The 22,090-nt window shown below is 46.1% G+C and carries 23 protein-coding genes; 13 read left to right on the plus strand and 10 right to left on the minus strand.

Going from position 1 to position 22,090, the window contains the following annotated elements:
• The first annotated feature begins 116 nt into the window (after positions 1-116).
• The 9 genes from T2812B_RS00225 to tsaB all read left to right on the plus strand — a co-directional run bounded on the left by T2812B_RS00225 (position 117) and on the right by tsaB (position 8,303).
• Positions 117-1,409, plus strand: a complete 1,293-nt coding sequence (locus T2812B_RS00225; RefSeq protein WP_008193101.1) for an O-acetyl-L-homoserine sulfhydrylase — start codon at positions 117-119, stop codon at positions 1,407-1,409.
• 4 nt (positions 1,410-1,413) lie between these two features.
• Complete coding sequence (gene metA / locus T2812B_RS00230; protein WP_008193099.1) at positions 1,414-2,328, plus strand: homoserine O-succinyltransferase; 915 nt, start codon at positions 1,414-1,416, stop codon at positions 2,326-2,328.
• A 75-nt stretch (positions 2,329-2,403) separates the two neighbouring features.
• Positions 2,404-3,528 (plus strand): sodium ion-translocating decarboxylase subunit beta, encoded by a 1,125-nt coding sequence (locus tag T2812B_RS00235; RefSeq protein ID WP_008193096.1) that lies wholly within the window; start codon positions 2,404-2,406, stop codon positions 3,526-3,528.
• Positions 3,529-3,539: 11 nt separating this feature from the next.
• Positions 3,540-3,737 carry an ATP-binding protein gene (locus T2812B_RS00240; RefSeq protein WP_004080714.1) on the plus strand — a complete coding sequence of 66 codons (198 nt, stop codon included), beginning with the start codon at positions 3,540-3,542 and terminating at the stop codon, positions 3,735-3,737.
• Positions 3,730-4,884 carry a 2-oxoacid:acceptor oxidoreductase subunit alpha gene (locus T2812B_RS00245; protein WP_004080717.1) on the plus strand — a complete coding sequence of 385 codons (1,155 nt, stop codon included), beginning with the start codon at positions 3,730-3,732 and terminating at the stop codon, positions 4,882-4,884. The genes T2812B_RS00240 and T2812B_RS00245 overlap by 8 nt, the downstream gene beginning before the upstream one ends.
• Before the next feature lie 55 nt (positions 4,885-4,939).
• Positions 4,940-6,229, plus strand: a complete 1,290-nt coding sequence (gene eno / locus T2812B_RS00250; protein WP_008193093.1) for a phosphopyruvate hydratase — start codon at positions 4,940-4,942, stop codon at positions 6,227-6,229.
• A 50-nt stretch (positions 6,230-6,279) separates the two neighbouring features.
• A complete protein-coding gene (locus T2812B_RS00255) occupies positions 6,280-7,200 on the plus strand; it encodes a cation diffusion facilitator family transporter (protein WP_008193091.1) in 921 nt (306 codons plus the stop codon).
• Positions 7,197-7,673, plus strand: coding sequence for a DUF3855 domain-containing protein (locus T2812B_RS00260; RefSeq protein WP_008193089.1), 477 nt, complete (start codon positions 7,197-7,199; stop codon positions 7,671-7,673). Before T2812B_RS00255 ends, T2812B_RS00260 begins: the two co-directional genes overlap by 4 nt.
• Before the next feature lie 9 nt (positions 7,674-7,682).
• Complete coding sequence (tsaB, locus tag T2812B_RS00265) at positions 7,683-8,303, plus strand: tRNA (adenosine(37)-N6)-threonylcarbamoyltransferase complex dimerization subunit type 1 TsaB (RefSeq protein ID WP_008193087.1); 621 nt, start codon at positions 7,683-7,685, stop codon at positions 8,301-8,303.
• Between the two features lie 6 nt (positions 8,304-8,309).
• Here tsaB and T2812B_RS00270 read toward each other — a convergent pair whose 3' ends face one another.
• Positions 8,310-10,688, minus strand: coding sequence for an ATP-dependent Clp protease ATP-binding subunit (locus T2812B_RS00270; protein ID WP_004080728.1), 2,379 nt, complete (start codon positions 10,686-10,688; stop codon positions 8,310-8,312).
• 254 nt (positions 10,689-10,942) lie between these two features.
• Between T2812B_RS00270 and rsmH the strand changes: the two genes are divergently transcribed.
• The 3 genes from rsmH (at position 10,943) to T2812B_RS00285 (ending at position 13,859) form a co-directional block, all read left to right on the plus strand.
• Positions 10,943-11,842 (plus strand): 16S rRNA (cytosine(1402)-N(4))-methyltransferase RsmH, encoded by a 900-nt coding sequence (gene rsmH / locus T2812B_RS00275; protein WP_004080729.1) that lies wholly within the window; start codon positions 10,943-10,945, stop codon positions 11,840-11,842.
• A gap of 112 nt (positions 11,843-11,954) precedes the next feature.
• The gene (locus T2812B_RS00280) at positions 11,955-12,098 is read left to right on the plus strand and encodes a hypothetical protein (RefSeq protein WP_008193080.1); all 144 of its coding nucleotides are present in this window, start codon (positions 11,955-11,957) and stop codon (positions 12,096-12,098) included.
• A gap of 9 nt (positions 12,099-12,107) precedes the next feature.
• A complete protein-coding gene (locus T2812B_RS00285; RefSeq protein ID WP_004080731.1) occupies positions 12,108-13,859 on the plus strand; it encodes a penicillin-binding protein in 1,752 nt (583 codons plus the stop codon).
• On the opposite strand, the gene trxB is transcribed toward T2812B_RS00285, so the two are convergent.
• The 7 genes from trxB to rplI are packed head-to-tail and all read right to left on the minus strand — an operon-like array spanning position 13,850 to position 18,638.
• Positions 13,850-14,803 carry a thioredoxin-disulfide reductase gene (trxB, locus tag T2812B_RS00290; protein ID WP_004080734.1) on the minus strand — a complete coding sequence of 318 codons (954 nt, stop codon included), beginning with the start codon at positions 14,801-14,803 and terminating at the stop codon, positions 13,850-13,852. The genes T2812B_RS00285 and trxB overlap by 10 nt on opposite strands.
• 6 nt (positions 14,804-14,809) lie before the next feature.
• Positions 14,810-15,475: a thioredoxin family protein gene (locus T2812B_RS00295; RefSeq protein WP_004080736.1), complete on the minus strand. Its 666-nt coding sequence runs from the start codon at positions 15,473-15,475 to the stop codon at positions 14,810-14,812.
• A 29-nt stretch (positions 15,476-15,504) separates the two neighbouring features.
• Entirely contained in the window at positions 15,505-15,987 is a 483-nt protein-coding gene (locus tag T2812B_RS00300) for a hypothetical protein (protein WP_004080737.1), read from the minus strand.
• Positions 15,984-16,901, minus strand: coding sequence for an SPFH domain-containing protein (locus T2812B_RS00305; RefSeq protein WP_004080738.1), 918 nt, complete (start codon positions 16,899-16,901; stop codon positions 15,984-15,986). Before T2812B_RS00305 ends, T2812B_RS00300 begins: the two co-directional genes overlap by 4 nt.
• Positions 16,902-16,914: 13 nt before the next feature.
• A complete protein-coding gene (locus tag T2812B_RS00310) occupies positions 16,915-17,337 on the minus strand; it encodes an NfeD family protein (RefSeq protein ID WP_004080739.1) in 423 nt (140 codons plus the stop codon).
• A 12-nt stretch (positions 17,338-17,349) separates the two neighbouring features.
• Positions 17,350-18,192, minus strand: coding sequence for a ribonuclease Z (rnz, locus tag T2812B_RS00315; protein ID WP_004080741.1), 843 nt, complete (start codon positions 18,190-18,192; stop codon positions 17,350-17,352).
• Positions 18,189-18,638: a 50S ribosomal protein L9 gene (gene rplI, locus T2812B_RS00320; RefSeq protein ID WP_004080743.1), complete on the minus strand. Its 450-nt coding sequence runs from the start codon at positions 18,636-18,638 to the stop codon at positions 18,189-18,191. The genes rnz and rplI overlap by 4 nt, the downstream gene beginning before the upstream one ends.
• 82 nt (positions 18,639-18,720) lie before the next feature.
• Between rplI and T2812B_RS00325 the strand changes: the two genes are divergently transcribed.
• Positions 18,721-19,788: a glucose-1-phosphate thymidylyltransferase gene (locus T2812B_RS00325; protein WP_004080744.1), complete on the plus strand. Its 1,068-nt coding sequence runs from the start codon at positions 18,721-18,723 to the stop codon at positions 19,786-19,788.
• Between the two features lie 23 nt (positions 19,789-19,811).
• Here T2812B_RS00325 and secF read toward each other — a convergent pair whose 3' ends face one another.
• Entirely contained in the window at positions 19,812-20,693 is an 882-nt protein-coding gene (gene secF / locus T2812B_RS00330; RefSeq protein WP_004080745.1) for a protein translocase subunit SecF, read from the minus strand.
• On the minus strand, positions 20,690-22,087 hold the full coding sequence (gene secD / locus T2812B_RS00335) for a protein translocase subunit SecD (protein ID WP_004080746.1): 1,398 nt from the start codon (positions 22,085-22,087) through the stop codon (positions 20,690-20,692). The genes secF and secD overlap by 4 nt, the downstream gene beginning before the upstream one ends.
• Between the last annotated feature and the right edge of the window lie 3 nt (positions 22,088-22,090).

Raw genomic sequence — 22,090 nt, forward strand, 5'->3', positions numbered from 1 at the left:
GAGATGGTGTAAAATATTTCTTACACACCTCTGAAACATTTGACACGAAGATATAGTAAGGTAATACTAAATCTAAAAGAGGACATCAGAAAATTTTATCACGGGAGGTGGAGAGAATGGACTGGAAGAAATACGGTTACAACACAAGGGCTCTTCACGCAGGTTATGAACCACCCGAGCAGGCCACAGGATCGAGAGCGGTCCCTATATATCAAACGACTTCTTACGTTTTCAGAGACTCTGATCACGCGGCGAGACTCTTCGCACTGGAAGAACCTGGGTTCATCTATACAAGGATTGGAAATCCTACCGTCTCAGTTCTTGAAGAAAGAATAGCCGCCCTGGAAGAAGGGGTGGGAGCCTTAGCGGTTGCCAGTGGACAAGCCGCTATAACTTACGCCATTTTGAACATCGCGGGCCCAGGAGATGAGATCGTCAGCGGGAGCGCGCTGTATGGGGGAACGTACAATCTGTTCAGACACACTCTCTATAAAAAATCCGGCATCATCGTGAAGTTTGTGGATGAGACAGATCCAAAGAACATAGAAGAGGCCATCACCGAGAAAACAAAGGCGGTGTACCTTGAAACTATCGGGAATCCCGGTCTCACAGTGCCGGACTTTGAAGCGATAGCGGAGATCGCTCACAGACACGGTGTCCCTTTGATAGTGGACAATACGGTAGCGCCGTACATATTCAGACCTTTCGAACATGGTGCCGACATCGTTGTTTATTCGGCCACGAAATTCATCGGAGGACACGGAACATCGATAGGCGGTCTCATCGTAGACAGCGGAAAATTCGACTGGACGAACGGAAAGTTTCCAGAACTCGTGGAACCAGATCCCAGCTACCACGGTGTGAGTTATGTGGAGACGTTCAAAGAAGCAGCCTACATAGCAAAATGTAGAACCCAGCTTTTGAGGGACCTGGGAAGCTGTATGAGCCCGTTCAACGCGTTTCTGTTCATCCTCGGACTTGAAACCCTCAGCTTGAGGATGAAGAAACACTGTGAAAACGCACTGAAGATCGTTGAATTTCTGAAATCGCATCCCGCTGTGAGCTGGGTCAACTATCCGATAGTTGAAAGCAACAAAACCAGAGAAAATGCGCTGAAATACCTCAAAGAAGGATACGGTGCGATTGTAACGTTCGGTGTGAAAGGCGGAAAAGAGGCGGGAAAGAAGTTCATAGACAGTCTCACACTCATTTCCCACCTCGCCAACATTGGTGATGCAAGAACTCTGGCTATTCATCCCGCTTCGACAACCCATCAGCAGCTCACGGAAGAAGAGCAGTTGAAAACGGGTGTTACTCCGGATATGATAAGATTGTCTGTTGGAATAGAAGATGTGGAAGATATCATAGCCGATCTGGATCAGGCTCTCAGAAAATCTCAGGAGGGATGAAAAATTGCCAATAAACGTTCCAAGCGGTCTTCCTGCTGTGAAAGTCTTGGCAAAAGAAGGCATCTTTGTCATGACGGAAAAGAGGGCGATCCACCAGGACATCCGCCCTCTTGAAATTCTCATTCTGAACCTGATGCCAGACAAAATAAAAACGGAGATTCAACTTCTCAGACTCCTTGGAAACACTCCTCTTCAGGTGAATGTGACCCTTCTCTACACTGAAACTCACAGACCGAAACACACTCCCATTGAACACATTCTGAAGTTCTACACAACTTTTTCCGCTGTTAAAGATAGAAAATTCGATGGATTCATCATCACGGGTGCTCCCGTGGAACTCCTTCCGTTCGAAGAAGTGGATTACTGGGAAGAACTCACAGAAATCATGGAATGGAGCCGTCACAACGTGTACTCGACCATGTTCATCTGTTGGGCGGCTCAGGCGGGACTGTACTACTTCTACGGAATACCGAAGTACGAACTCCCACAGAAGCTCTCAGGCGTTTACAAGCACAGAGTCGCAAAAGATTCGGTCCTCTTCAGGGGGCACGACGACTTCTTCTGGGCGCCGCACTCGCGGTACACCGAGGTGAAGAAGGAAGACATAGACAAAGTACCGGAGCTTGAGATCCTTGCAGAGTCGGACGAAGCTGGTGTTTACGTGGTTGCAAACAAAAGCGAAAGACAGATATTCGTCACAGGACATCCCGAGTACGACAGATACACACTGAGAGACGAATACTATCGAGATATAGGTCGAAATCTGAAGGTGCCGATTCCTGCCAATTACTTTCCAAACGACGATCCCACAAAAACTCCCATTCTCACTTGGTGGAGTCACGCTCACCTCTTCTTCAGCAACTGGTTGAATTACTGCATCTACCAGAAAACACCTTACAGATTGGAAGACATACACTGAAGAACCCCTTCGGGGTTCTTCTTTTTCCATGTTAGAATAATAGTTGTGATTCTGAACACAAAAGGAGTGGAAAAATTGTCGATTATATCAGCCCTGGCAAATTTCTTCGCTCAAACCGCGTTCCCACATCTCACATTTGGAAACATAGCCATGTTCGCAGTGGCCATTGCCCTGCTTTACGTAGCTATAGTGAAACACTCAGAACCTCTTCTTTTGATTCCCATAGCCTTTGGAATCATTCTTGCGAACATACCCGTTGAAACCACGGGAATATTGAACGAAGGCGGTTTTCTCTACTACATAAAGAAAGGCCTTGACCTGGGAATCTATCCTCCCCTCATCTTCCTCGGAATAGGAGCACTCACAGATTTTTCCTTCATGCTCTCGTACCCGATCACCATCTTTCTCGGTGCGGCTGCACAGATGGGAATATTTTTCACCTTTTTTGTGGCAAAGGTTCTAGGATTTTCTCTGAAACAGGCGGCTTCCATCGCCATCATAGGTGGTGCAGATGGGCCAACCGCCATTTACATAACGAACACACTATCCCCAGAATTGATCGCCCCCATAGCCATATCTGCTTATTCCTACATCGCTCTCATTCCCATCCTCCAACCCGTCGTTTCCAGAATTTTAGTAAGCAAAGAAGAACGAAAAATCAAAATGAAACCACCAAGAAAGGTGAGCAGATTCGAGAGACTTTCATTTCCGATAGTGATAACAATAGTAACCGCTCTTCTGATTCCAAAGTCGCTCCCTCTGGTTGGATCTCTCATGTTTGGAAACCTCCTCAGAGAAGCGGGGATTGTGAAAAGACTCGTTGAAGCCGCCAGCAGGTACATACTCGACACGGTGACGATCCTTCTCATGCTTTCAGTTGGGGCTTCTGCAAGAGCCGATGTTTTCTTGACTCCCCAAAGTCTGATGATATTCTTTCTCGGAGCAGCCGCTTTCATCGTGTCAATGAGTTCTGGGATTCTGTTTGCGAAACTCATGAACCTGTTTTTGAAGGATAAAATAAACCCGCTCATAGGAGCGGCTGGTGTTTCTGCCGTACCAGATTCTGCCAGAGTTGCACAGAAACTCGCTCAGGAAGAAGATCCAAGGAATCACATACTCATGCACGCAATGGGACCCAACGTGGCGGGAGTCATAGGCTCAGCCACTGTGGCAGGAGTGTTTCTGATGTTCCTCAGCTGAGAGGGAAGAATATGGGTTACAAGATCGTGGTGAATTACGACTGGTGCAAAGCGTGTAAGCTGTGCGCGTGGGCTTGTCCGACTAGTGCCATTACAAGCGATGAAATAGGAAAACCCGTGACAAACGAAAACAAATGCATCGGATGTTTAAAATGTGAGAAAATATGTCCGGATATGGCCATAGAAATTGTGAGTGATGAGAATGCCTGAGATGATGTTTCTTCAGGGGAACGAAGCGTGTGCTCTGGGTGCGATAAAAGCGGGATGCAGGTTTTTCGCAGGCTATCCGATCACTCCCTCCACAGAGATAGCAGAAGTGATGGCGAGAGAACTGCCAAAAGTGGGTGGTGTTTTTGTTCAAATGGAAGACGAAATAGCCAGCGCGGCAGCTGTTGTTGGAGCGTCCCTCGCCGGTGTGAAGTCGATGACTGCCACAAGTGGACCCGGATTCAGCCTCATTCAGGAGGTTATAGGCTATGCGATAATGACGGAAACACCGTGTGTTTTTGCCAACGTTATGAGACTCGGCCCTTCCACTGGACTTCCAACGAAACCCGCACAGGGAGACATCATGCAGACAAGATGGGGAACGCATGGAGACCACGCCATAATCGCTCTCTATCCATCATCTGTCGCGGAAGTTTATCGTTATATAATCACTGCGTTCAACTTAGCGGAAGAGTACAGGACTCCTGTTGTGTTTCTCATGGACGCAATGCTCGGTCACATGAGGGAAAGTTTCTATCCACCGAAAGATGAGGAACTGTTCATTATAGAGAGACTGAAGGACACTTCCTTTGGAGAAGAAGATCTTTTCGTACCATTTTCTGAAAGTGAGTACGCAGAACCCACACCATTCCCCATGGCTGAGATGGGAAAAACGAAGTTTCATGTCTCCGGTCTTGTTCATGACGAATCAGGTTTCCCTCTCAGCTCTCCGGATGCGGCAGAAAAATTGATACGAAGGCTCACGAACAAAATTAGACTTCACGCGGATGAAATAGCCTTCTACGAAGAGTATGAGACGGAGGACGCAGAAATTCTGGTGGTAGCTTATGGGATAGTCGCAAGAAGCGCTATGAAAGCAGTGAAGATCGCAAGACGTGACAGAATCAAAGTAGGGTTGTTCAAACCCATCACAATCTGGCCGGCTCCCGTATCACGTTTCAGAAAACTGGCAGAGAAAGTGAACACCATAGTGATAGCTGAAATGAATCTGGGGCAGTATGCGAAAGAACTCATCAGTTCTATAGACAGAAGATCAAAAGTCATAAGAACCATAAACAAGGTGAATGGAGAACTCATAAAACCTGAAGAGATTCTGGATGTTATAACCGAAACTCAAATAGAGATTTAACATAAAAGGGTACAATAGAACCTTGGTGGATCAAAAAATCAAGGAGGTGGAAACTGTGTACGTGGAAATCGTGGATGTAAGAGCAAGAGAGGTTCTGGATTCGAGAGGAAACCCCACCGTTGAAGCGGAAGTCGTGCTTGAAGACGGAACAATGGGAAGAGCCATCGTACCCTCTGGTGCCTCAACGGGAAAATTCGAAGCCCTGGAAATCAGAGACAAAGACAAGAAGAGATACCTCGGGAAAGGTGTTCTGAAAGCAGTAGAGAACGTGAACGAAACCATAGCTCCTGCACTGATCGGGATGAACGCATTCGACCAGCCACTCGTTGACAAGACATTGATAGAACTGGACGGCACCGAAAACAAATCTAAACTGGGTGCCAACGCCATACTCGCCGTTTCTATGGCAGTTGCCAGAGCAGCAGCGAATTACCTTGGATTGCCCCTCTACAAATACCTTGGAGGAGTCAACGCGAAGGTTCTGCCAGTACCTCTGATGAACGTGATCAACGGTGGACAGCACGCAGACAACAATCTTGACCTTCAGGAATTCATGATTGTTCCCGCCGGATTTGACAGCTTCAGAGAAGCTTTGAGGGCAGGAGCGGAAATATTCCACACGTTGAAAAAGATACTCCACGAAGCCGGTCACGTGACAGCGGTCGGAGACGAGGGTGGATTCGCTCCCAATTTGTCTTCCAACGAGGAAGCCATAAAAGTTCTGATTGAAGCCATAGAGAAAGCAGGCTACAAACCCGGAGAAGAAGTTTTCATAGCTCTCGACTGTGCGGCATCTTCCTTTTACGATGAGGAAAAGGGAGTTTACTACGTCGATGGTGAGGAAAAATCCAGCGAAGTTCTCATGGGATACTACGAAGAACTGGTAGCGAAGTACCCCATCATATCCATCGAAGATCCGTTCGCGGAGGAAGACTGGGACGCGTTCGTGGAATTCACAAAGAGAGTAGGAAACAAGGTTCAGATCGTTGGAGATGACCTTTACGTGACCAACGTGAAAAGACTCTCCAAAGGAATAGAACTCAAAGCGACCAACTCCATACTCATCAAACTCAATCAGATAGGCACCGTCACGGAAACTCTCGACGCGGTGGAAATGGCACAGAAGAACAACATGACGGCCATCATTTCCCACAGATCTGGAGAGAGTGAAGACACGTTCATAGCGGATCTCGCTGTGGCAACGAACGCTGGTTTCATCAAGACAGGTTCCCTCTCCAGAAGCGAAAGAACAGCCAAGTACAACCAGCTGTTGAGAATCGAGGAAGAACTCGGAAAAGTGGCAGAATTCAGAGGTTTGAAATCTTTCTACTCCATAAAGAGATAACACCGAAGGCCCACCGAGGTGGGCCTTCATTTTGTTGAGGTGGTTTCAGATTGGAAAGGCACGAAGAAATAAAAAAAGGAGCATGGATTGGAATATTTGGAAACGCCGTGCTTGCCGTCTTGAAGATTCTGGTGGGCCTGTTTACGGGAAGCTACGCGATACTCGCAGACGGAATAGACACGTCCACCGACATATTCACCTCTCTTGTCATACTCCTCTCATCCAGAATTTCAGGAAAACCACCCGATGAGACGCATCCATACGGTCATGAAAGGGCAGAAACGATCGCTTCAAAGATCATCTCCTTCGTTATGTTTTACGCAGGAGCCTCTCTTCTCGTTGAATCAGTCAAAAGGCTCGTGAAACAGGAGTTTTCCCTAGAACTCACTCTAACTGCCTTTATTGTTGTTGGAATTTCCGTTGCAGGCAAAACTTTTCTTTTTTTATACAAACTGTCTCTTGGAAAACGCTTGAACAGTCCGGCTACAATCAGTGACGCTCTGAACATGAGAAACGACATAATGATCTCGGCAACCGTTCTGGCCGGCATGGTTGCGATGAAAACCTTCGGATGGTGGTGGCTGGACAGTCTGCTCGCGATTTTCGTTTCCATTATGATCCTGAGAACTTCCTTTTCTGTATTCTACGAAGCAGCTTACGAACTCATGGATGGTATGAAAAGAACCGAGTTAGATATGTACGATGATATCTTTGCCGTTCTCGAGCGTTTTCCAAACGTGCATAATCCCCACAGGATGAGAATAAGAAGGGTGGGAACGAAATACTTCATAGAAATGGATATCGAAGTAGATGGAAAGATGTCGGTGAAAGATGCACACGAATTGACCGTGAAAATAAGAAAAGAGATGATGAAAAGGAGAGACGATATAGAAGACGTAACCATACACGTTGAGCCACTGGGAAACGTGGAAGAAGAAGGATTCGGGCTGAAGAAAGGAGAGAAAAAATGAGATTGATGGACAGTCTCGAAATACTCTACTACAAAAAAGGAAAAGAAATCGGCGTTCTCGAAAAGAAAATGAAAGAGATTTTCAACGAAACGGGTGTGAACCTCGAACCGGTGAATTCTGAACTGATTGGAAGAATTTTTCTCAAGATCAACGTTCTGGAAGAAGGAGAAGAAGTACCAAGTTTCGCCATAAAGGCTCTCACACCAGAAGAGAACGCCGTTGATCTCCCGCTCGGAGAGTGGGCAGATCTGAAAAACGTCTTTGTTGAGGAAGTCGACTACCTCGATTCTTATGGTGATATGAAAATACTATCGGAGAAAAACTGGTACACAATTTACGTTCCATTTTCTTCAGTGAAGGAGAAAAACAGGAACGAATTAGTGGAAGAGTTCATGAGGTACTTTTTTGAGTCGAAAGGATGGAATCCTGAAGAGTACTCGTTTTCTGTCCAGGAAATAGACAATCTGTTCTGAGGTGAGAGAATGAACGTTCTGGCACTCGACACTTCCCAGAGGATAAGAGCTGGGGTGAGAAAAGGAGAAGATCTTTTTGAAATTTCCTACACAGGTGAGAAAAAACACGCAGAAATTCTTCCCGTTGTTGTGAAGAAGCTGCTGGACGAACTGGATCTCAAAGTGAAAGATCTCGATGTTGTGGGAGTGGGAATTGGCCCTGGAGGATTGACAGGTCTCAGGGTGGGAATCGCCACCGTGGTGGGGCTTGTGTCTCCATACGATATACCCGTGGCTCCTCTGAACTCCTTCGAAATGACTGCAAAGAGCTGTCCAGCTGACGGTGTTGTACTCGTGGCTAGAAGAGCGAGGAAAGGTTACCACTATTGTGCGGTTTATCTGAAGGACAAAGGACTCAATCCGCTGAAAGAGCCGAGTGTGGTCTCTGACGAAGAACTGGAAGAGATCACAAAAGAGTTTTCTCCAAAAATAGTCCTGAAGGACGACCTTCTCATCTCACCCGCTGTGTTGGTTGAAGAGAGCGAGAGGCTTTTCAGAGAGAAAAAGACCATACACTACTACGAAATCGAACCTTTGTATCTTCAGAAATCCATAGCGGAATTGAACTGGGAAAAAAAGAAAAGGGGCTAACGCCCCTTACTGAACCTTCTCGAGTTCTCTGGCAACTTCGAGGATCAGTTTTTCACCGTTGTAATCCACTCTCACCGTCTGACCTTCCTGCACCTCACCTGCTATGATCATTCTTGCGAGTGGTGTTTCGATTTCCCTTTCTATCAGCCGCCTCAGTGGTCTTGCACCGAACGTTGGATCGTATCCTTTTTCTGCGAGGTATTCTTTCGCCGCTTCAGTGATCGTGAGTTTTATATTCTTGTCCTTCAACCGCGCTTCAAGTCTTCTGATCATTATTTCCACGATCTGTTTCATGTGTTCTTTTGTGAGCGGTTTGAAGACAACGACATGGTCTATCCTGTTTATGAACTCGGGTCTGAAGTAGTGTTTCAGCTCTTCTCTGACTCTTTCTTCAATCTCATCAAAGCTCTTTCCTTCTTTAACGTAGTTCAGTATCAGATCGCTTGCTATGTTACTCGTCATGATGATGATCGTGTTCTTGAAATCAACAACGTTTCCTTTGCTGTCTGTGAGTCTTCCATCGTCCATTATCTGAAGCAGTATGTTGAACACATCCGGATGCGCTTTTTCAATCTCATCGAGCAATATAACACTGTACGGTCTTCTTCTTACGGCTTCGGTCAGTTGACCACCTTCCTCGTAACCAACGTATCCCGGAGGTGCTCCTATCAGCTTGGAGACAGCGTGCTTTTCCATGTATTCGGTCATGTCGATTCGTATCAGTGCGTTTTCGCTTCCAAAGAGCACTTCAGCGAGTGTCTTTGCGAGCTCAGTCTTACCAACACCCGTTGGTCCAAGAAAGAGGAAGGTACCAACTGGCCTGTTAGGATCTTTTATTCCAGCCCTTGCCTTCCTGATGGCATCGGCCACTACCTTGACCGCTTCCTCCTGGTCCACGAGCCTCTGGTGGATTATCTCTTCGAGCTTCAGAAGCTTTTCCTTTTCAGATTCAACGATTCTGGAAACTGGAACACCAGACCAGGATTCAACCACTTCTGCTATTTTTTCCGCTGTGACAACCGGTTTCCCACTCTTCAAAGCTTCATACTCATTTTTGAGCTTGAAGAGTTCTTTCTTGAGATCAGCCGCTTCTTTGTACTGAGATCTTATAGTGAGCTCATCGATTTTCGTTTCAAGCTCTTTTATTTTTTCCTCGAGCTCGCGAAGCTTCGTTTCATCCTTTTCCTGTTTTGTAGCGCTGAGTCTCACTCTCGCTGCCGCCTCATCCAGCAGGTCAATCGCCTTGTCTGGCAAGAATCTGTCCGTTATGTATCTCGCTGAGAGCTTGGCAGCTGCCTCTATCGCTTCGTCCTCTATCTTCACTTTGTGGTGCTCCTCGTAGACTTTCTTCAACCCCTTCAAAATCTCTATGGTCTCTTCCACACTCGGTTCTCTCACCATCACCGGCTGGAATCTTCTCGCGAGCGCTTTGTCTTTTTCTATGTGTTTTCTGTACTCATCCAGTGTGGTTGCACCTATGACGCGTATTTCACCGCGAGCAAGGGCCGGTTTCAACATGTTGGCAGCGTCCATCGCTCCTTCGGCTGCGCCAGCACCAACCAGAGTGTGTATCTCGTCGATGAAGAGAATCGTTTTTTCTTTCTGTTTCATCACTTCATCGAGGAATGATTTCAACCTTTCTTCGAATTCTCCCCTGTATTTGGTCCCCGCTATCATCCTTCCGAGATCTACCATCAGTATGCGCACATCCTTTAGAGGATCAGGAACTTTTCCTTCAACGATTCTCTGTGCGAGACCTTCCACAATGGCGGTTTTTCCAACACCCGGATCACCGATGAGAATTGGGTTGTTCTTGGTTTTTCTCATGAGAATCTCTATCACGCGCTCGATTTCCCTGTCTCTTCCTATGATGGGACCCACTTTTCCTTCTTTTGCCAATTTTGTGAGATCGGTTGCAAAAGCCGTGAGTGGTGACTGCTCAGCTGCGTATTCTTCTTCGTGCTCCTTAACCGTCTGAAGCACTTTTTCGTAATCAACACCGTACTTCTTCAGGACACGTGCAGCGTGTGTGGAACCATCTCTCAGCAGTCCCAGAAGGAAGTGAAGAGGACCTATATCCTTCTGCTTGAAAAGCCTGGCTTCCTTTCTCGCTAGCTCCAGGATGTAAGAAAGTTCTTTCGATACATAGACCTGATCGGAGAATCCGTAGTATATCCCGTACTGGGAATCGATGTAGTCCTCCAGCTCAGTAATCACTTCCTCCACGTTTACATTGAGATCTTTCAGCACCTTCGTGGCCTCGTTTTCATCGTAAAGGATCTGAAGGAGAATGTGCTCTGGTCTAAGCAGGTTCTGATTTCTTTCTTTGATATCCTCCACGCTCCTCTCGAAAATATCCTTCATCTTTTCGTTCAGGTTTCTCATAATTCTCACCTCCGGTTCATTATATTAGCACTTAAATCTTACGTTTGATAAAACAAAATGTAAATGTTTCTTGAAACAACAGAATGTCTCCTTTTCCCACTCAATTAGTACACACTTGTATATAAAAAATGAATCAACCAAAAATCCCTTCAATTCGGCATTTTAAGAGGCCTGTCGTTTGTTTACCGTTTTTTTGATTTTTACGGAAGAATACGTTATAATGTTTCCACACGAGGATCAGAAGGCGTGATAGAATGCGGAAATATTCGCAGCGACATATTCCTGTAATGGTTAGAGAAGTTATTGAGTTTCTGAAACCGGAGGATGAGAAAATCATCCTCGATTGCACGGTAGGTGAAGGAGGACACTCTAGAGCGATTTTGGAACACTGTCCGGGATGCAGAATCATAGGAATAGACGTTGATTCAGAAGTTTTGCGGATCGCAGAAGAGAAATTGAAAGAATTCTCAGATCGTGTGAGTTTGTTCAAAGTCTCCTACAGAGAAGCGGATTTTCTTCTTAAAACTTTAGGAATAGAAAAAGTAGATGGGATATTAATGGATCTTGGGGTTTCTACTTATCAACTCAAAGGAGAGAATCGGGGATTCACGTTCGAGAGAGAAGAACCACTGGATATGCGTATGGATCTGGAAAGCGAAGTAACGGCTCAAAAGGTATTGAATGAGTTACCGGAAGAGGAGTTAGCGAGGATAATCTTTGAGTACGGTGAAGAAAAGAGATTCGCAAGGAGAATCGCCCGAAAGATCGTTGAAAATCGTCCCCTCAACACCACCCTTGACCTTGTTAAAGCTGTGAGAGAAGCGCTTCCATCTTACGAGATCAGACGCCGCAAGAGACACTTTGCAACGAAGACGTTCCAGGCTATAAGAATCTATGTCAACAGAGAACTTGAAAATCTGAAAGAATTTCTGAAAAAAGCGGAGGATCTTCTAAACCCTGGTGGCAGAATAGTGGTCATTTCCTTTCATTCTCTGGAGGATAGGATCGTCAAAGAGACGTTCAGAAATTCTAAAAAGTTACGAATATTGACGGAAAAACCTGTTCGTCCTTCAGAAGAGGAAATAAGAGAAAATCCAAGAGCCAGGAGCGGACGTTTGCGCGCAGCGGAGCGGATAGAGGAAGGAGGAGATTGATCTGCCAGCGAAGGTAAACCAGAGAACGAGAGTACTTGTTCTTTCGCACCAACTTATTTTCACCATTGTGCTCGTTGCTGTGTTATTGTTCGTGGGGGTAACCGCCTTAAGAGTGGGAGTTCTGGCCTTCCACCTCACACAAAACAACAAGAAGCTCGAAATCGAGATCAAAGAACTGGAAAGAACTCATCAGGCACTCAAAGAAGAGTTCTACCACATCTCGTCCTATTTCGATCTCCTGAATCCCTCGGAGTGAAAGTGATAGATGGAAAAAAGGTTGTGGCTGTTGCTTGCAATCTTCGCGATATTTTTGACAGTCTCCTTCATGAATCTGTTCTTCTTTCCTCTGGCAGGGGAAAGAGAAAACTGGTTTGTTTCCATTCCTCCTCGGAGAGGAAGTGTTCTGGATGTTCGGGGGAGGAAAATAGTTTATGATTCGCCAGAATACGTCGCTTATCTCGATGTTGACTTTTTTAAAAGGCAAAATGGGGATATAAAAGCACTCGAGAAAACCTTACAAAACTGCGGTATCACAAAGTCAGCAGAGGAAGTAATGGAGTATAAGTTTTTCAAACTCACAGAGGGAGAAGACAAAGTTGACGTGTTAAAGAAGATAGAATCAGAGTTGCTGCCTTTTGTCAACATAGAACTGGTATACACCAGAAAAAAAATTCAAGATTACGCCACAGGAATTCTGCTTGGAACGGTGATAGATGGAACGGGTAAGGGAGGAATAGAGGGTTTTTTTGACGATCAGTTACAAGGAAAAAGAAAGGGTTTTTTAGAACTTCGATACAGAGGAGCCCGCCTCTCTCCCACCCTTGTGAATTACTCCCCCCCCGAAAACGGAAAAGACGTCTGGCTATCTCTGGATCTTGACCTTCAAAGGCGCGTCTACGATATCATTTCGAAAGCCGTGGAAGGAAACTCCGCAGAAGCTGGTCATGTGATTGTGATGGAATCGAAAACCGGCAGGATACTCTCAATGGTGACCACCAGAAACTGGAACGATTTGATCGGTGGATACATAGAGCCAGGCTCGACGATAAAACCTCTGGTGTACGCGATCGCTCTCGAGACACATTCTGCTTCCCCAGATTTCACCGTTGAATGTGAAGGCTCAATAAAACCAGTAGAGCAACTCCCTGTGATCATAAGAGATATAGAAAAGCACGGTCTGGTGGATTTCTCCGCGGGAATCGTAAAATCGTGCAACGTGATGAGTGTTAAGGTAGGAGAGCTCATTACAGAAAAAACCGGTGTTGAAGGATTCTATGAGTGGCTCCGAAAGGTAGGTTTTGGGGAAAAAACCGGTATCGAAATGGAAGGGGAAATCGCTGGTGTTCTGAGAGAACCGAAAAAATGGTCTCTCATAGATCCGGCTGAGATCTCGATTGGCCAGGGTATCGGTGTCACTCCTGTACAGCTGATTGCGTCTCTCAATATCTTTGCGAACGATGGCTACTGGGTGAAACCTACCATTTTGAAAGATTCCCCAGTGAAAAAAAGAAGGGTCTTTTCAAAAGAAACAACAGACGTGATAAGACAGGCGATGGTCCGGGTCGTGGAAGAAGGAACAGGAAAACTCGCTCAGGTGAAGGGAATAGCGATTGCTGGTAAAACAGGAACCGCGCAGAAGGCTGTCGGTGGAGAATATAGGAATCTCTATCACTCACTTTTTGTGGGTTTTTTCCCCGCTGAAGATCCAAAGTACACGATACTGGTTCATCTGGACAGTCCCTCAGGGGCTTTCTACGGAGGAGAGGTTGCCGCTCCGGTGTTCAGAGAGATCGTAGAGATTCTCACGGAGAAAGAAGACGGAAGAATAAGGATTGTAAAAGGTCTCATGCCGGATCTGAGAGGTCTTCCAGTTAGAGACGCTTTACTCGTTCTGGAATCTCTCGGAGTGAAAGACGTGGAAATAAAAGGAAAAGGGTGGAAGGTGTCTGAACAAACACCCCCACCCAATCATCCTCTTGAAGGACCTGTGATTCTGTTTTTGAGCGATCAGAAGTAATGTTTTGCGGCATGCTCAACGGCTATAGCACCGTCTGCAACAGCTGTGACTATCTGTCTCAAATTTTTCTTCCTCACATCACCGACCGCGTATATTCCCTTCACGGAAGTTTCCATGTTCTCATCCGTTATAACGTAACCGTAGGGATCCAGTTCTACCAGACCTTCAAGCAGTTTCGAGTTTGGATCGAGTCCTATGAAGATGAACACTCCATCTGCTTTCAGTACCTTCGTTTCTCCCGTTTTCACGTTCTCTATAACGACCTCTTCGACTTTGTCTTTTCCTCTGATCTCCCTTACGGTGGAGTTATAGATGACCTCTATCTTTGGATTGTTCAGAACCCTTTCTTGAAGAACCTTCGCAGCCGTGAGCGTTTCAAGAAGCTGGATCATGGTGATCTTGTTCACTATGTTGGAGAGAAAAATCGATTCGTCGCACGCGCTGTCTCCTCCGCCCACTACAATTACATCTTTTCCTGCGAAAAGATATCCATCACAGGTCGCGCAGTACGACACGCCTTTCCCAAAGAACTCCTTCTCACCTGGCACATTCAGTTTTTTCGGATTCGCACCGGTTGCAACGATCACTACAGGAGCCTCTATTCTTTTACCATCGTCGAGTTCAACCACTTTTTTGTCTCCCTGGACTTCCAGCTTAACGACTTCGGCGTTGTATATGTCTGCACCGAACTTCTCAGCGTGTTCTTTGAATTTCGAGGCGAGCTCTTCTCCGGAGATGGCCGGGAAACCCGGGTAATTCTCAACCAGATGAGTGAGGTTCACGTAACCTCCTTCAATCGCCTTTTCAACGACCAGAACAGAAAGTCCGGCTCTCCTGGCGTAGATAGCGGACGTGAGACCCGCGGGTCCTCCACCCACGACAACTATGTCGTATTTGTCCTTTATCTCCTTCTTTTTTAAGGATCCAGTATCAAAGAAAACCACTCTTCATCACCCCTTTGCGAGTCTCAACACCTCGTTTATGAACTCTTTCTCAGGATAAGCTCCTACAAAGAACTTCGATGGATCTCTGTTCACAACGATGTGGGGGACAGAAGAAACCCCGAACTTTTCACTCAGTTCCCAGTATTCGTTCGCTTCTATCATCTCTCCGATTATCTTGTCGCTGGCCATGGCCATGTTGTGAGCCATGAGAACCGCCCTGGGACAGTAAGGACACGTCGGTGTTACAAACACACTGATCCTTATCGGCTCCTCGAGACTCTGGAGCTTCTGAATGCTCTCCTCAGAAAGCTGCGGTTTTCCTTCAGAGACGGTGATGATATCCTGAATGAGTGTTCCAAATTCGTGTCCTGAAGGGACTCCGTAGAACCTGATACCGTAATCCTTACCATCCTCAGGCAAAAGGATTGTGGCGGGAACCATTTCCACCTGGTACTTTTCCACCGCTTCTTTGTCGCTGTCGAAATCGTGGATTTCAAGCTCGAGCTTTGGATCAACAGAAACGAGTTCCTCCAGAACCTGTTCCGTGATTTCGCAGTACTGACAGCGTGTTTTGTCTTCTGTTTTGAAGAAGACGATCTTCACCTTTCTTTTGAGCTCTTTTCCAAAAAGATCCTTGAGATAAGCGATGTCCTTGTCCGACAAAATACCCATTTTTTCACCTCCGATATAATTCTACCAAATTAGTCGAACTTGTCTACTCCGTTCAGTAAACCTATTGTTACACCAAGAACAAGCAAGATTGAAATCACGAAAGGATTCTTTAAATCTGCACTCGAAAAGACGATGTACAGACCAAAAAACTTCAGAGCAGGTCTTACAAAGGATTTGAAGAGTTTTTTTCTGATCTGATAGAGGCTGAATTCTTTGTCGTTGTATCCAAAGGAAAGAAACATGATGCGGTACTGCTCATTTATACTCATCAGAAAGCGAACAGATTTTCCAAGAAAGAAGAGCACCGCCAGAACAACCACTATCAGATAAAAAAAGAGAGAATTCAACATCCAAGAAAACAGGTAAATGAGACCCAGTGTGGTGAACTCGTTGAATATTTTGAGGGCACTCAGATCAATTCTTTCTCTTCTTTTCAGATAGAGATAGGAAAAGAAGACAGATACAAAGAATCCAACAACAGAAAAGGACAGCCCTTCAAGGAACCAGATCATTTCTCATCCCTCTTGTTTTCTTCCTTTTTGAAAATTTCAGATATGGCTCCCAGGCTTGCGAGTATGGAACTAGCCTCAAACGGGAGGAATATCTTTGTTGCCTGACCGTTGGCCATTTCCTTCAGTGTCTCAAGGTACCTGACAGTGAGAAGATCTTTAGTCGGATTTCCTTCATGTATCGCGTTGAAAACGAGTTTTATCGCTTCAGCCTGTCCACGTGCTTCGAGAATGAGCTTTTGCATGTTCGCTTCCGCGACTCTCTTTATGGCTTCCGCTTCACCTTCTGCTCTCAAAATGGCCGCGTTTTTCTGACCCTCTGCTTTCAATATCTCCGCCTGCTTGTAACCCTCCGCCTCCAGTATGGCAGCTCTTTTTGTCCTCTCCGCCTTCATCTGCTTACTCATAGCATCGGTGATGTCCTGAGGTGGGTCTATCTTTTTGATCTCAACCCGTGTGATTCTCACACCCCATTTGTCCGTTGCTTCGTCGAGAACAGTTCGAAGCTTCATGTTTATTCTTTCCCTGGATGTGAGCGTTTGATCGAGCTCCAGTTCACCTATGACGTTTCTCAGATTCGTCTGAGCGAGCTTTATGGTGGCCATCTCGAAGTTGCTCACGTTGTAAACCACCCTGTATGCGTCGGTGATCTCGTAGTAGATCACGGCATCCACCGTCACAACCACGTTATCTCTTGTTATAACCTCCTGTGGAGGAACATCGATGACTTTTTCTCTCATATCCACCTTTATCATTCGTTCGAAGAAAGGAATTATGAAATGTACTCCTGCTCCTACTTCCCTCTTGAATTTTCCGAGCCTTTCCACGAGACCTCGTTCGTACGGGCGCACGATCCTTATAGAACTCGCAGCCAGTACGATCAGGAAAAAGACCAGAACAACAAGAGCTATCAACATAGAAACACCTCCCTCATACTCTTTTTACAACCACATGAGCACCTTCTACCTTCATTATCTTCACGTGTTCTCCTTTCTCTATGACCTCATCGTCGTCTTCTGCGTACGCTCTCCACACATCTCCATCGATCTTCACAAGGCCAGTTCCCTTTCTGTTATCTATTGTCTCAATAACGAGAGCTACCTTTCCAGCGATCTCTTCAACATGGATCTTTCTCGGAGATTCCCAGTTCTGAACCAACCTTCTCGTGAGGAAGACGAGTACTATAGATACAGCTGCAAAGACTATGATTTGAACGTACACCCCAAGATAGAGTGACACCAGAGAAGCGGCAAGGGCACCCACTCCAAACCAGAATATGAAGAATGTGGGTGTGAGAATTTCTGCAACCATAAGGATCACACCGAGAACAAGCCAGAACACCCAGGCTTCCATAATTTCGCCCCCTCACATTTCAAACACCTTTCTTGGATCCATGTAAAGGATCTCTACATCAGGCATTTCCTCCCTGTATTTTTTTATGACCGACTTGAGCTGTCTTATGTAACGGGTGGAAATGTGGTAGAGAATGACCTTTTTGACACCCGCTGCTTTCACAGACTCCATCACTTCGTCTATGGCAGCGTGATTCTTGTACCTTCGATCGCGTGCGTCCAGGAACGTACACTCGTGGATGAGCAGTTCCGTTCCACGAATCTCCTCGGGATCGAGCGCCAGTGAATCGCCGCTGATAGTGAGAACCTTTTTGTGGTATTCTTCAGTGACGAAGTCTCTGCCTTTTTCTTTTACAAGGCGTGAGATTTCTTTGCTGTCCAACCCCTGAAATTCTTTCTTCAGTTTCCTTCTAACCTCGAATATGTGATAACCAAAACTCACTTCAGAGGAAACGTGTTTCGTTCTGAACGGCTGAACGTACCTTTTGAACCCCCCTGCATTCCTCAGAAAGACTCTCTCACCTTCCTTCAAAGGGTGAACGTTGAAAGAGAATCTGAGATCGGGGTTTGCTCTCTTTATGAATTCGGTGTACTCCTCCACGGCTCTGTTTCCTTCTGGATAAAAAACGTCGAGAGGTTTTTCTCTGTCTCCCATACCGTTGTTCCTTATGTTCACAACTCCCCACAATCCCGCTATGTGATCCACGTGCCCATGAGTGAGAAAGACGTATTTGAAGGCGTACACCTTACTTCCAAGAGTCGTGGAGACACCCTCCCCCGCATCAAAGAGTATGCGCTCCGGTGAATAATAGATCCAGGTGGAAAACAGCGCCTTTGAAAACCCTATGATGTTCATTCTTCTCTCTCCACCCTGATCTTTATCGTGTCCTTTACACCCCCTGGCAGACTGACTTCCAGAGAGTACTCACCCAGTTCTTTTATGGGTTTGTCCAGTTTAAACCACCTTTTATCGAGCTTCAAACCGGTGGTTTTTGAGATCTCTTCTGCGACTGTTGCGGCTGTGACAGCTCCGAATATCTTTCCGCCTTCACCTGCTTTGACCTTCACAACGTGAGTTCTTTTTTTCAATTCCTTGAGAATCTTTTCACTCTCTTCTCTTTCTCGTTCCTTTTTTCTTTTTTCTATTTCTTTTTCGTGTTTTATCGCCCTTTCAAGCCCTTCCGTGTATTCTTTTGCAAAACCACGGGGTATGAGGTAGTTCCTCGCGTATCCATCCGAAACTTCTTTGATTTCACCCTTTTTCCCGATCTTTGGAACGTCCCTGAGAAGTATCACCTTCAAAACAAATCACCTCCTGAAAATTTTTCCTTATCTATTCTATCATGCTTGATTGATATAATCTTGAAAAGAGGAGGTGTGAAGTGTGAAGAAAGCGATAGTTCTGTGTGCCGGAAAAGGGACAAGACTCAGACCGCTCACATTCACAACTGCCAAACACCTTATCCCTATCGCTAACAAGCCTATTCTCTTCTACAGCCTGGAAAACATCGCGCGAGCCGGTATCGAAGAAGTGGGAATCGTGGTTAGTCCTCACAACGCCGAAGAGTTTAAAAGCATAGTTGGTACAGGCGAAAACTTCGGCCTCAGGATCTCTTACATCATTCAGGAAGAACCTAAGGGCCTTGCACACGCCGTCTGGGTTTCACGGGAATTTCTCGGAGACGAGGATTTCATGATGTATCTGGGGGACAACCTCATTCTCGAAGATCTGGGAAAATTCGTGAAAGATTTTGAAAATTCGGACTATGCCGCTTCGATTCTACTATCGCCGGTCAAAGATCCAACCCGTTTCGGTGTAGCTGTAATGGAAGGTGACAGAGTGATAAAGGTTGTGGAAAAACCCAAAACTCCCCCCAGCAATCTCGCCATCGTGGGACTCTATCTCTTCAGAAACAAGATCTTCGAAGGAATAAAGAACATAAAACCTTCCTGGAGGGGAGAACTCGAGATAACGGACGCCATCGAATACCTTATTGAGAAGGGTGAAAAAGTTCGGGGTTACATCGTTTACGGTTGGTGGAAAGACACTGGAAAGCCAGAAGATCTGTTAGAGGCGAACAGGAAGATCCTGATGGAGACAACCGAAGAACTTCTCGGAGAAATGGATGACAAGTCCTCCATACAGGGGCCCGTGAGAATAGGAAAAGCGTCGAAAATCGTCAATTCTGTGATCAGAGGTCCCGCGGTTATAGGAGAGAATTGTTTCATAAAGAACTCCTACGTAGGGCCCTATTCCTCAATAGGAAACAGAGTGATACTCGAAGATTGTGAAGTGGAAAACAGCATCGTGATGGATGAATGCTCTATAACAGGTGTGGAAAAAAGAATAGACTCTTCCATATTGGGAAAGGGAGTTTCTGTGAAAGGATCGCAGAAGAGACCGGCGAGCTTGAATCTCATCCTGGGGAACATGAGTCGGGTGGAGCTTTAAAAAAGAGGGGCTTTGAGCCCCTCTTATTGTTTTGTCCATTTCACGATGATAGGCGAGGCAACGTAAAGCGAGGAATACGTTCCCACAATCGTACCCACCGTCATTCCGAAAGCGAAGGGTTTGACGGCGTTTCCAGCAAACAGAAGAAGAACAAAAACGACGAAGAACGTGGTGAGAGAGGTGTTTATCGTTCTGGCGAGCACCTGATTTATACTCATGTTCACGATGTTCACCATGTTCCTTCCGCGATATCTTCTCATGTTCTCCCTGATCCTGTCTGAAAGAACGATCGTGTCGTTGAGAGAGTAACCGAGTAGTGTGAGAAACGCTGCCACCGCCGCGACGTTTATCTCGTAGCCGAACAGCGAGAAGAATCCCATGGTGATGAGCACATCGTGTATCAGAGCCACAACAGCGGCGACTCCAAAGATGAATCTGAATCTGATGGTTATGTAGATGAGGAGCACAACAAGAGCCACCAGAATCGCCGTCCACGTTCCCCTTCTGATTTCCTCAGCTGCTGTTCCACTGATCTCATTGAAGGACACCACCTTGCCCGAAAGGAGCTTTTCCATCTCTTCCTGAATTTTCTGCTTTTCATCCGGTTCGTAAGTTTTCGGAACGATAATGGAGTACTTCTGAACGTTTGAAGGATCTCCCGCGGAACGAACTTCTACTATTCTCGCGTTTGCAAATTCTTCAGAGATTTGAGAAATAGCGGCCCTTATGTCGTTTTCCGTGACCTCTTTGTTTTCAAATCTCACTATGATCTCGGAACCACCGGTGAACTCCACTCCGAAGTTGAATCCTTTCGTGAATATGGAAACGATGGATATCGCTATCAGTATCAGCGAGATCGTAATGAAGATCTTCGACTTTCCCATGAAATCAATTTCTTTCCTCATTGCCCGGTCCCTCCCTGTGCCTCATCGGCTCTGAGTGGCTTGATGAAGCGCGCAAGTGCATCGAGAAGCAGACGACTGAATACCAGATTCACAAATATACTTCCAAGTACACCGATGATCAGAGTGATGGCAAAGCCTTTGATGGTTCCTGTGCCAAAATAGTAGAGAATGAGACCTGTGAGTATCGTCGTGATGTTCGCGTCGAGTATCGTCGAAAGCGATCTGTCGAAACCAGCCGCTATGGAAGTTTTAACAGGTTTACCCAGCCTCATCTCTTCTTTTATCCTTTCGTATATAATCACGTTTCCATCGACGGTCGTTCCTATAGTGAGGATGATACCCGCTATTCCAGGGAGGGTGAGAATGAATTTGCCGGCTGCCATCACACCAAGGAGTAATACGGTGTTGTAAATGAGTGCAAGATCGGCGACTATTCCCATCGTTCTGTAGTAAATGATCATGTAAACGAGAACGAGTATTAGTCCGATTATTCCTGCTTTCAAGGAAGCATCGATCACATCACGTCCGAGGAGCGGTGCAACCCATCCCGAAGAGGTTTTTACGAGCCTTGCGGGAAGCGCGCCACTCCTTAGAATGGCAGCGAGCTGTTTCGCTTCTTCCAGTGAGAAATTACCTGTTATCTCTGCCTTCCCATCAGTTATGATTGCAACCACTTGACCAACGAATTGAACAACATCGTCGAGCACTATAGCGAGTCTCTTCTTTGGATCATAAGTTCCTTCGGGAACGTACAGCGCTTGTGTGATCTTTTTGAATATATCAACGTACTCTTTTGCGAGTTCAAAGGAAACCTTGTAGCCGTATCTTCCAGTTCTTGTCTCCACTTCCGGTCTTGCATACACGATTCTTGGAGCTTCAAGAACTAGGTCTTTCCTTCCCATTATCTCTTTTTTCACGAGGTACCACTTTCCATCTCTTCCTTTGAGCCATACCGCGTTCTCTCTTCTGGCTTCAAGGGAAAGTTCAGGTACTTTGCTGGGATCTTCACCGAGGTACTCATCGAGAACCTGAGCAAAGTAAAGGACACCCGTCGATCCGATCAACTTTTCCGCCTGGACCGTGTCGGTCGCCCCGGGTATCTCCACTACTATGTAGTATTTGTTATCCCGGAGTACTTTCTTCACGGCCGCTTCTGTGTAACCAGCCGCATCGAGCCTGTTTCTCAGCACGGTCCACACGTCATCCACAACATCGGAAGGATTTTCTGTTCCTTGCTGAACTTCAACCATGTATTCGATCCTTGCACCACCTTTTATATCCAAACCAAGACGAATGTTGGATATCCATCCTCCTTTACTGGGCCAGAAAATGGCAAGCAGGGCACCAGCCAGTACCAGTAGAACTACTATGAGTCTTACTCTGTCTCCCCTCATTCA

The sequence above is a fragment of the Thermotoga sp. 2812B genome, assembly GCF_000789335.1.
Classification (GTDB): Bacteria; Thermotogota; Thermotogae; order Thermotogales; family Thermotogaceae; genus Thermotoga; species Thermotoga maritima.

What these genes read in the sequence shown, in the direction of transcription:
- T2812B_RS00310 (WP_004080739.1), bottom strand. Translation starts at nt 17,337, where the DNA reads ATGGAAGCCTGGGTGTTCTGGCTTGTTCTCGGTGTGATCCTTATGGTT.
- rsmH (WP_004080729.1), top strand. Translation starts at nt 10,943, where the DNA reads ATGCGGAAATATTCGCAGCGACATATTCCTGTAATGGTTAGAGAAGTT.
- T2812B_RS00295 (WP_004080736.1), bottom strand. Translation starts at nt 15,475, where the DNA reads ATGGGTATTTTGTCGGACAAGGACATCGCTTATCTCAAGGATCTTTTT.
- T2812B_RS00305 (WP_004080738.1), bottom strand. Translation starts at nt 16,901, where the DNA reads ATGTTGATAGCTCTTGTTGTTCTGGTCTTTTTCCTGATCGTACTGGCT.
- T2812B_RS00245 (WP_004080717.1), top strand. Translation starts at nt 3,730, where the DNA reads ATGCCTGAGATGATGTTTCTTCAGGGGAACGAAGCGTGTGCTCTGGGT.
- tsaB (WP_008193087.1), top strand. Translation starts at nt 7,683, where the DNA reads ATGAACGTTCTGGCACTCGACACTTCCCAGAGGATAAGAGCTGGGGTG.
- secD (WP_004080746.1), bottom strand. Translation starts at nt 22,087, where the DNA reads ATGAGGGGAGACAGAGTAAGACTCATAGTAGTTCTACTGGTACTGGCT.
- T2812B_RS00285 (WP_004080731.1), top strand. Translation starts at nt 12,108, where the DNA reads ATGGAAAAAAGGTTGTGGCTGTTGCTTGCAATCTTCGCGATATTTTTG.
- T2812B_RS00240 (WP_004080714.1), top strand. Translation starts at nt 3,540, where the DNA reads ATGGGTTACAAGATCGTGGTGAATTACGACTGGTGCAAAGCGTGTAAG.
- rnz (WP_004080741.1), bottom strand. Translation starts at nt 18,192, where the DNA reads ATGAACATCATAGGGTTTTCAAAGGCGCTGTTTTCCACCTGGATCTAT.
- T2812B_RS00225 (WP_008193101.1), top strand. Translation starts at nt 117, where the DNA reads ATGGACTGGAAGAAATACGGTTACAACACAAGGGCTCTTCACGCAGGT.
- secF (WP_004080745.1), bottom strand. Translation starts at nt 20,693, where the DNA reads ATGAGGAAAGAAATTGATTTCATGGGAAAGTCGAAGATCTTCATTACG.
- T2812B_RS00260 (WP_008193089.1), top strand. Translation starts at nt 7,197, where the DNA reads ATGAGATTGATGGACAGTCTCGAAATACTCTACTACAAAAAAGGAAAA.
- T2812B_RS00300 (WP_004080737.1), bottom strand. Translation starts at nt 15,987, where the DNA reads ATGATCTGGTTCCTTGAAGGGCTGTCCTTTTCTGTTGTTGGATTCTTT.
- T2812B_RS00270 (WP_004080728.1), bottom strand. Translation starts at nt 10,688, where the DNA reads ATGAGAAACCTGAACGAAAAGATGAAGGATATTTTCGAGAGGAGCGTG.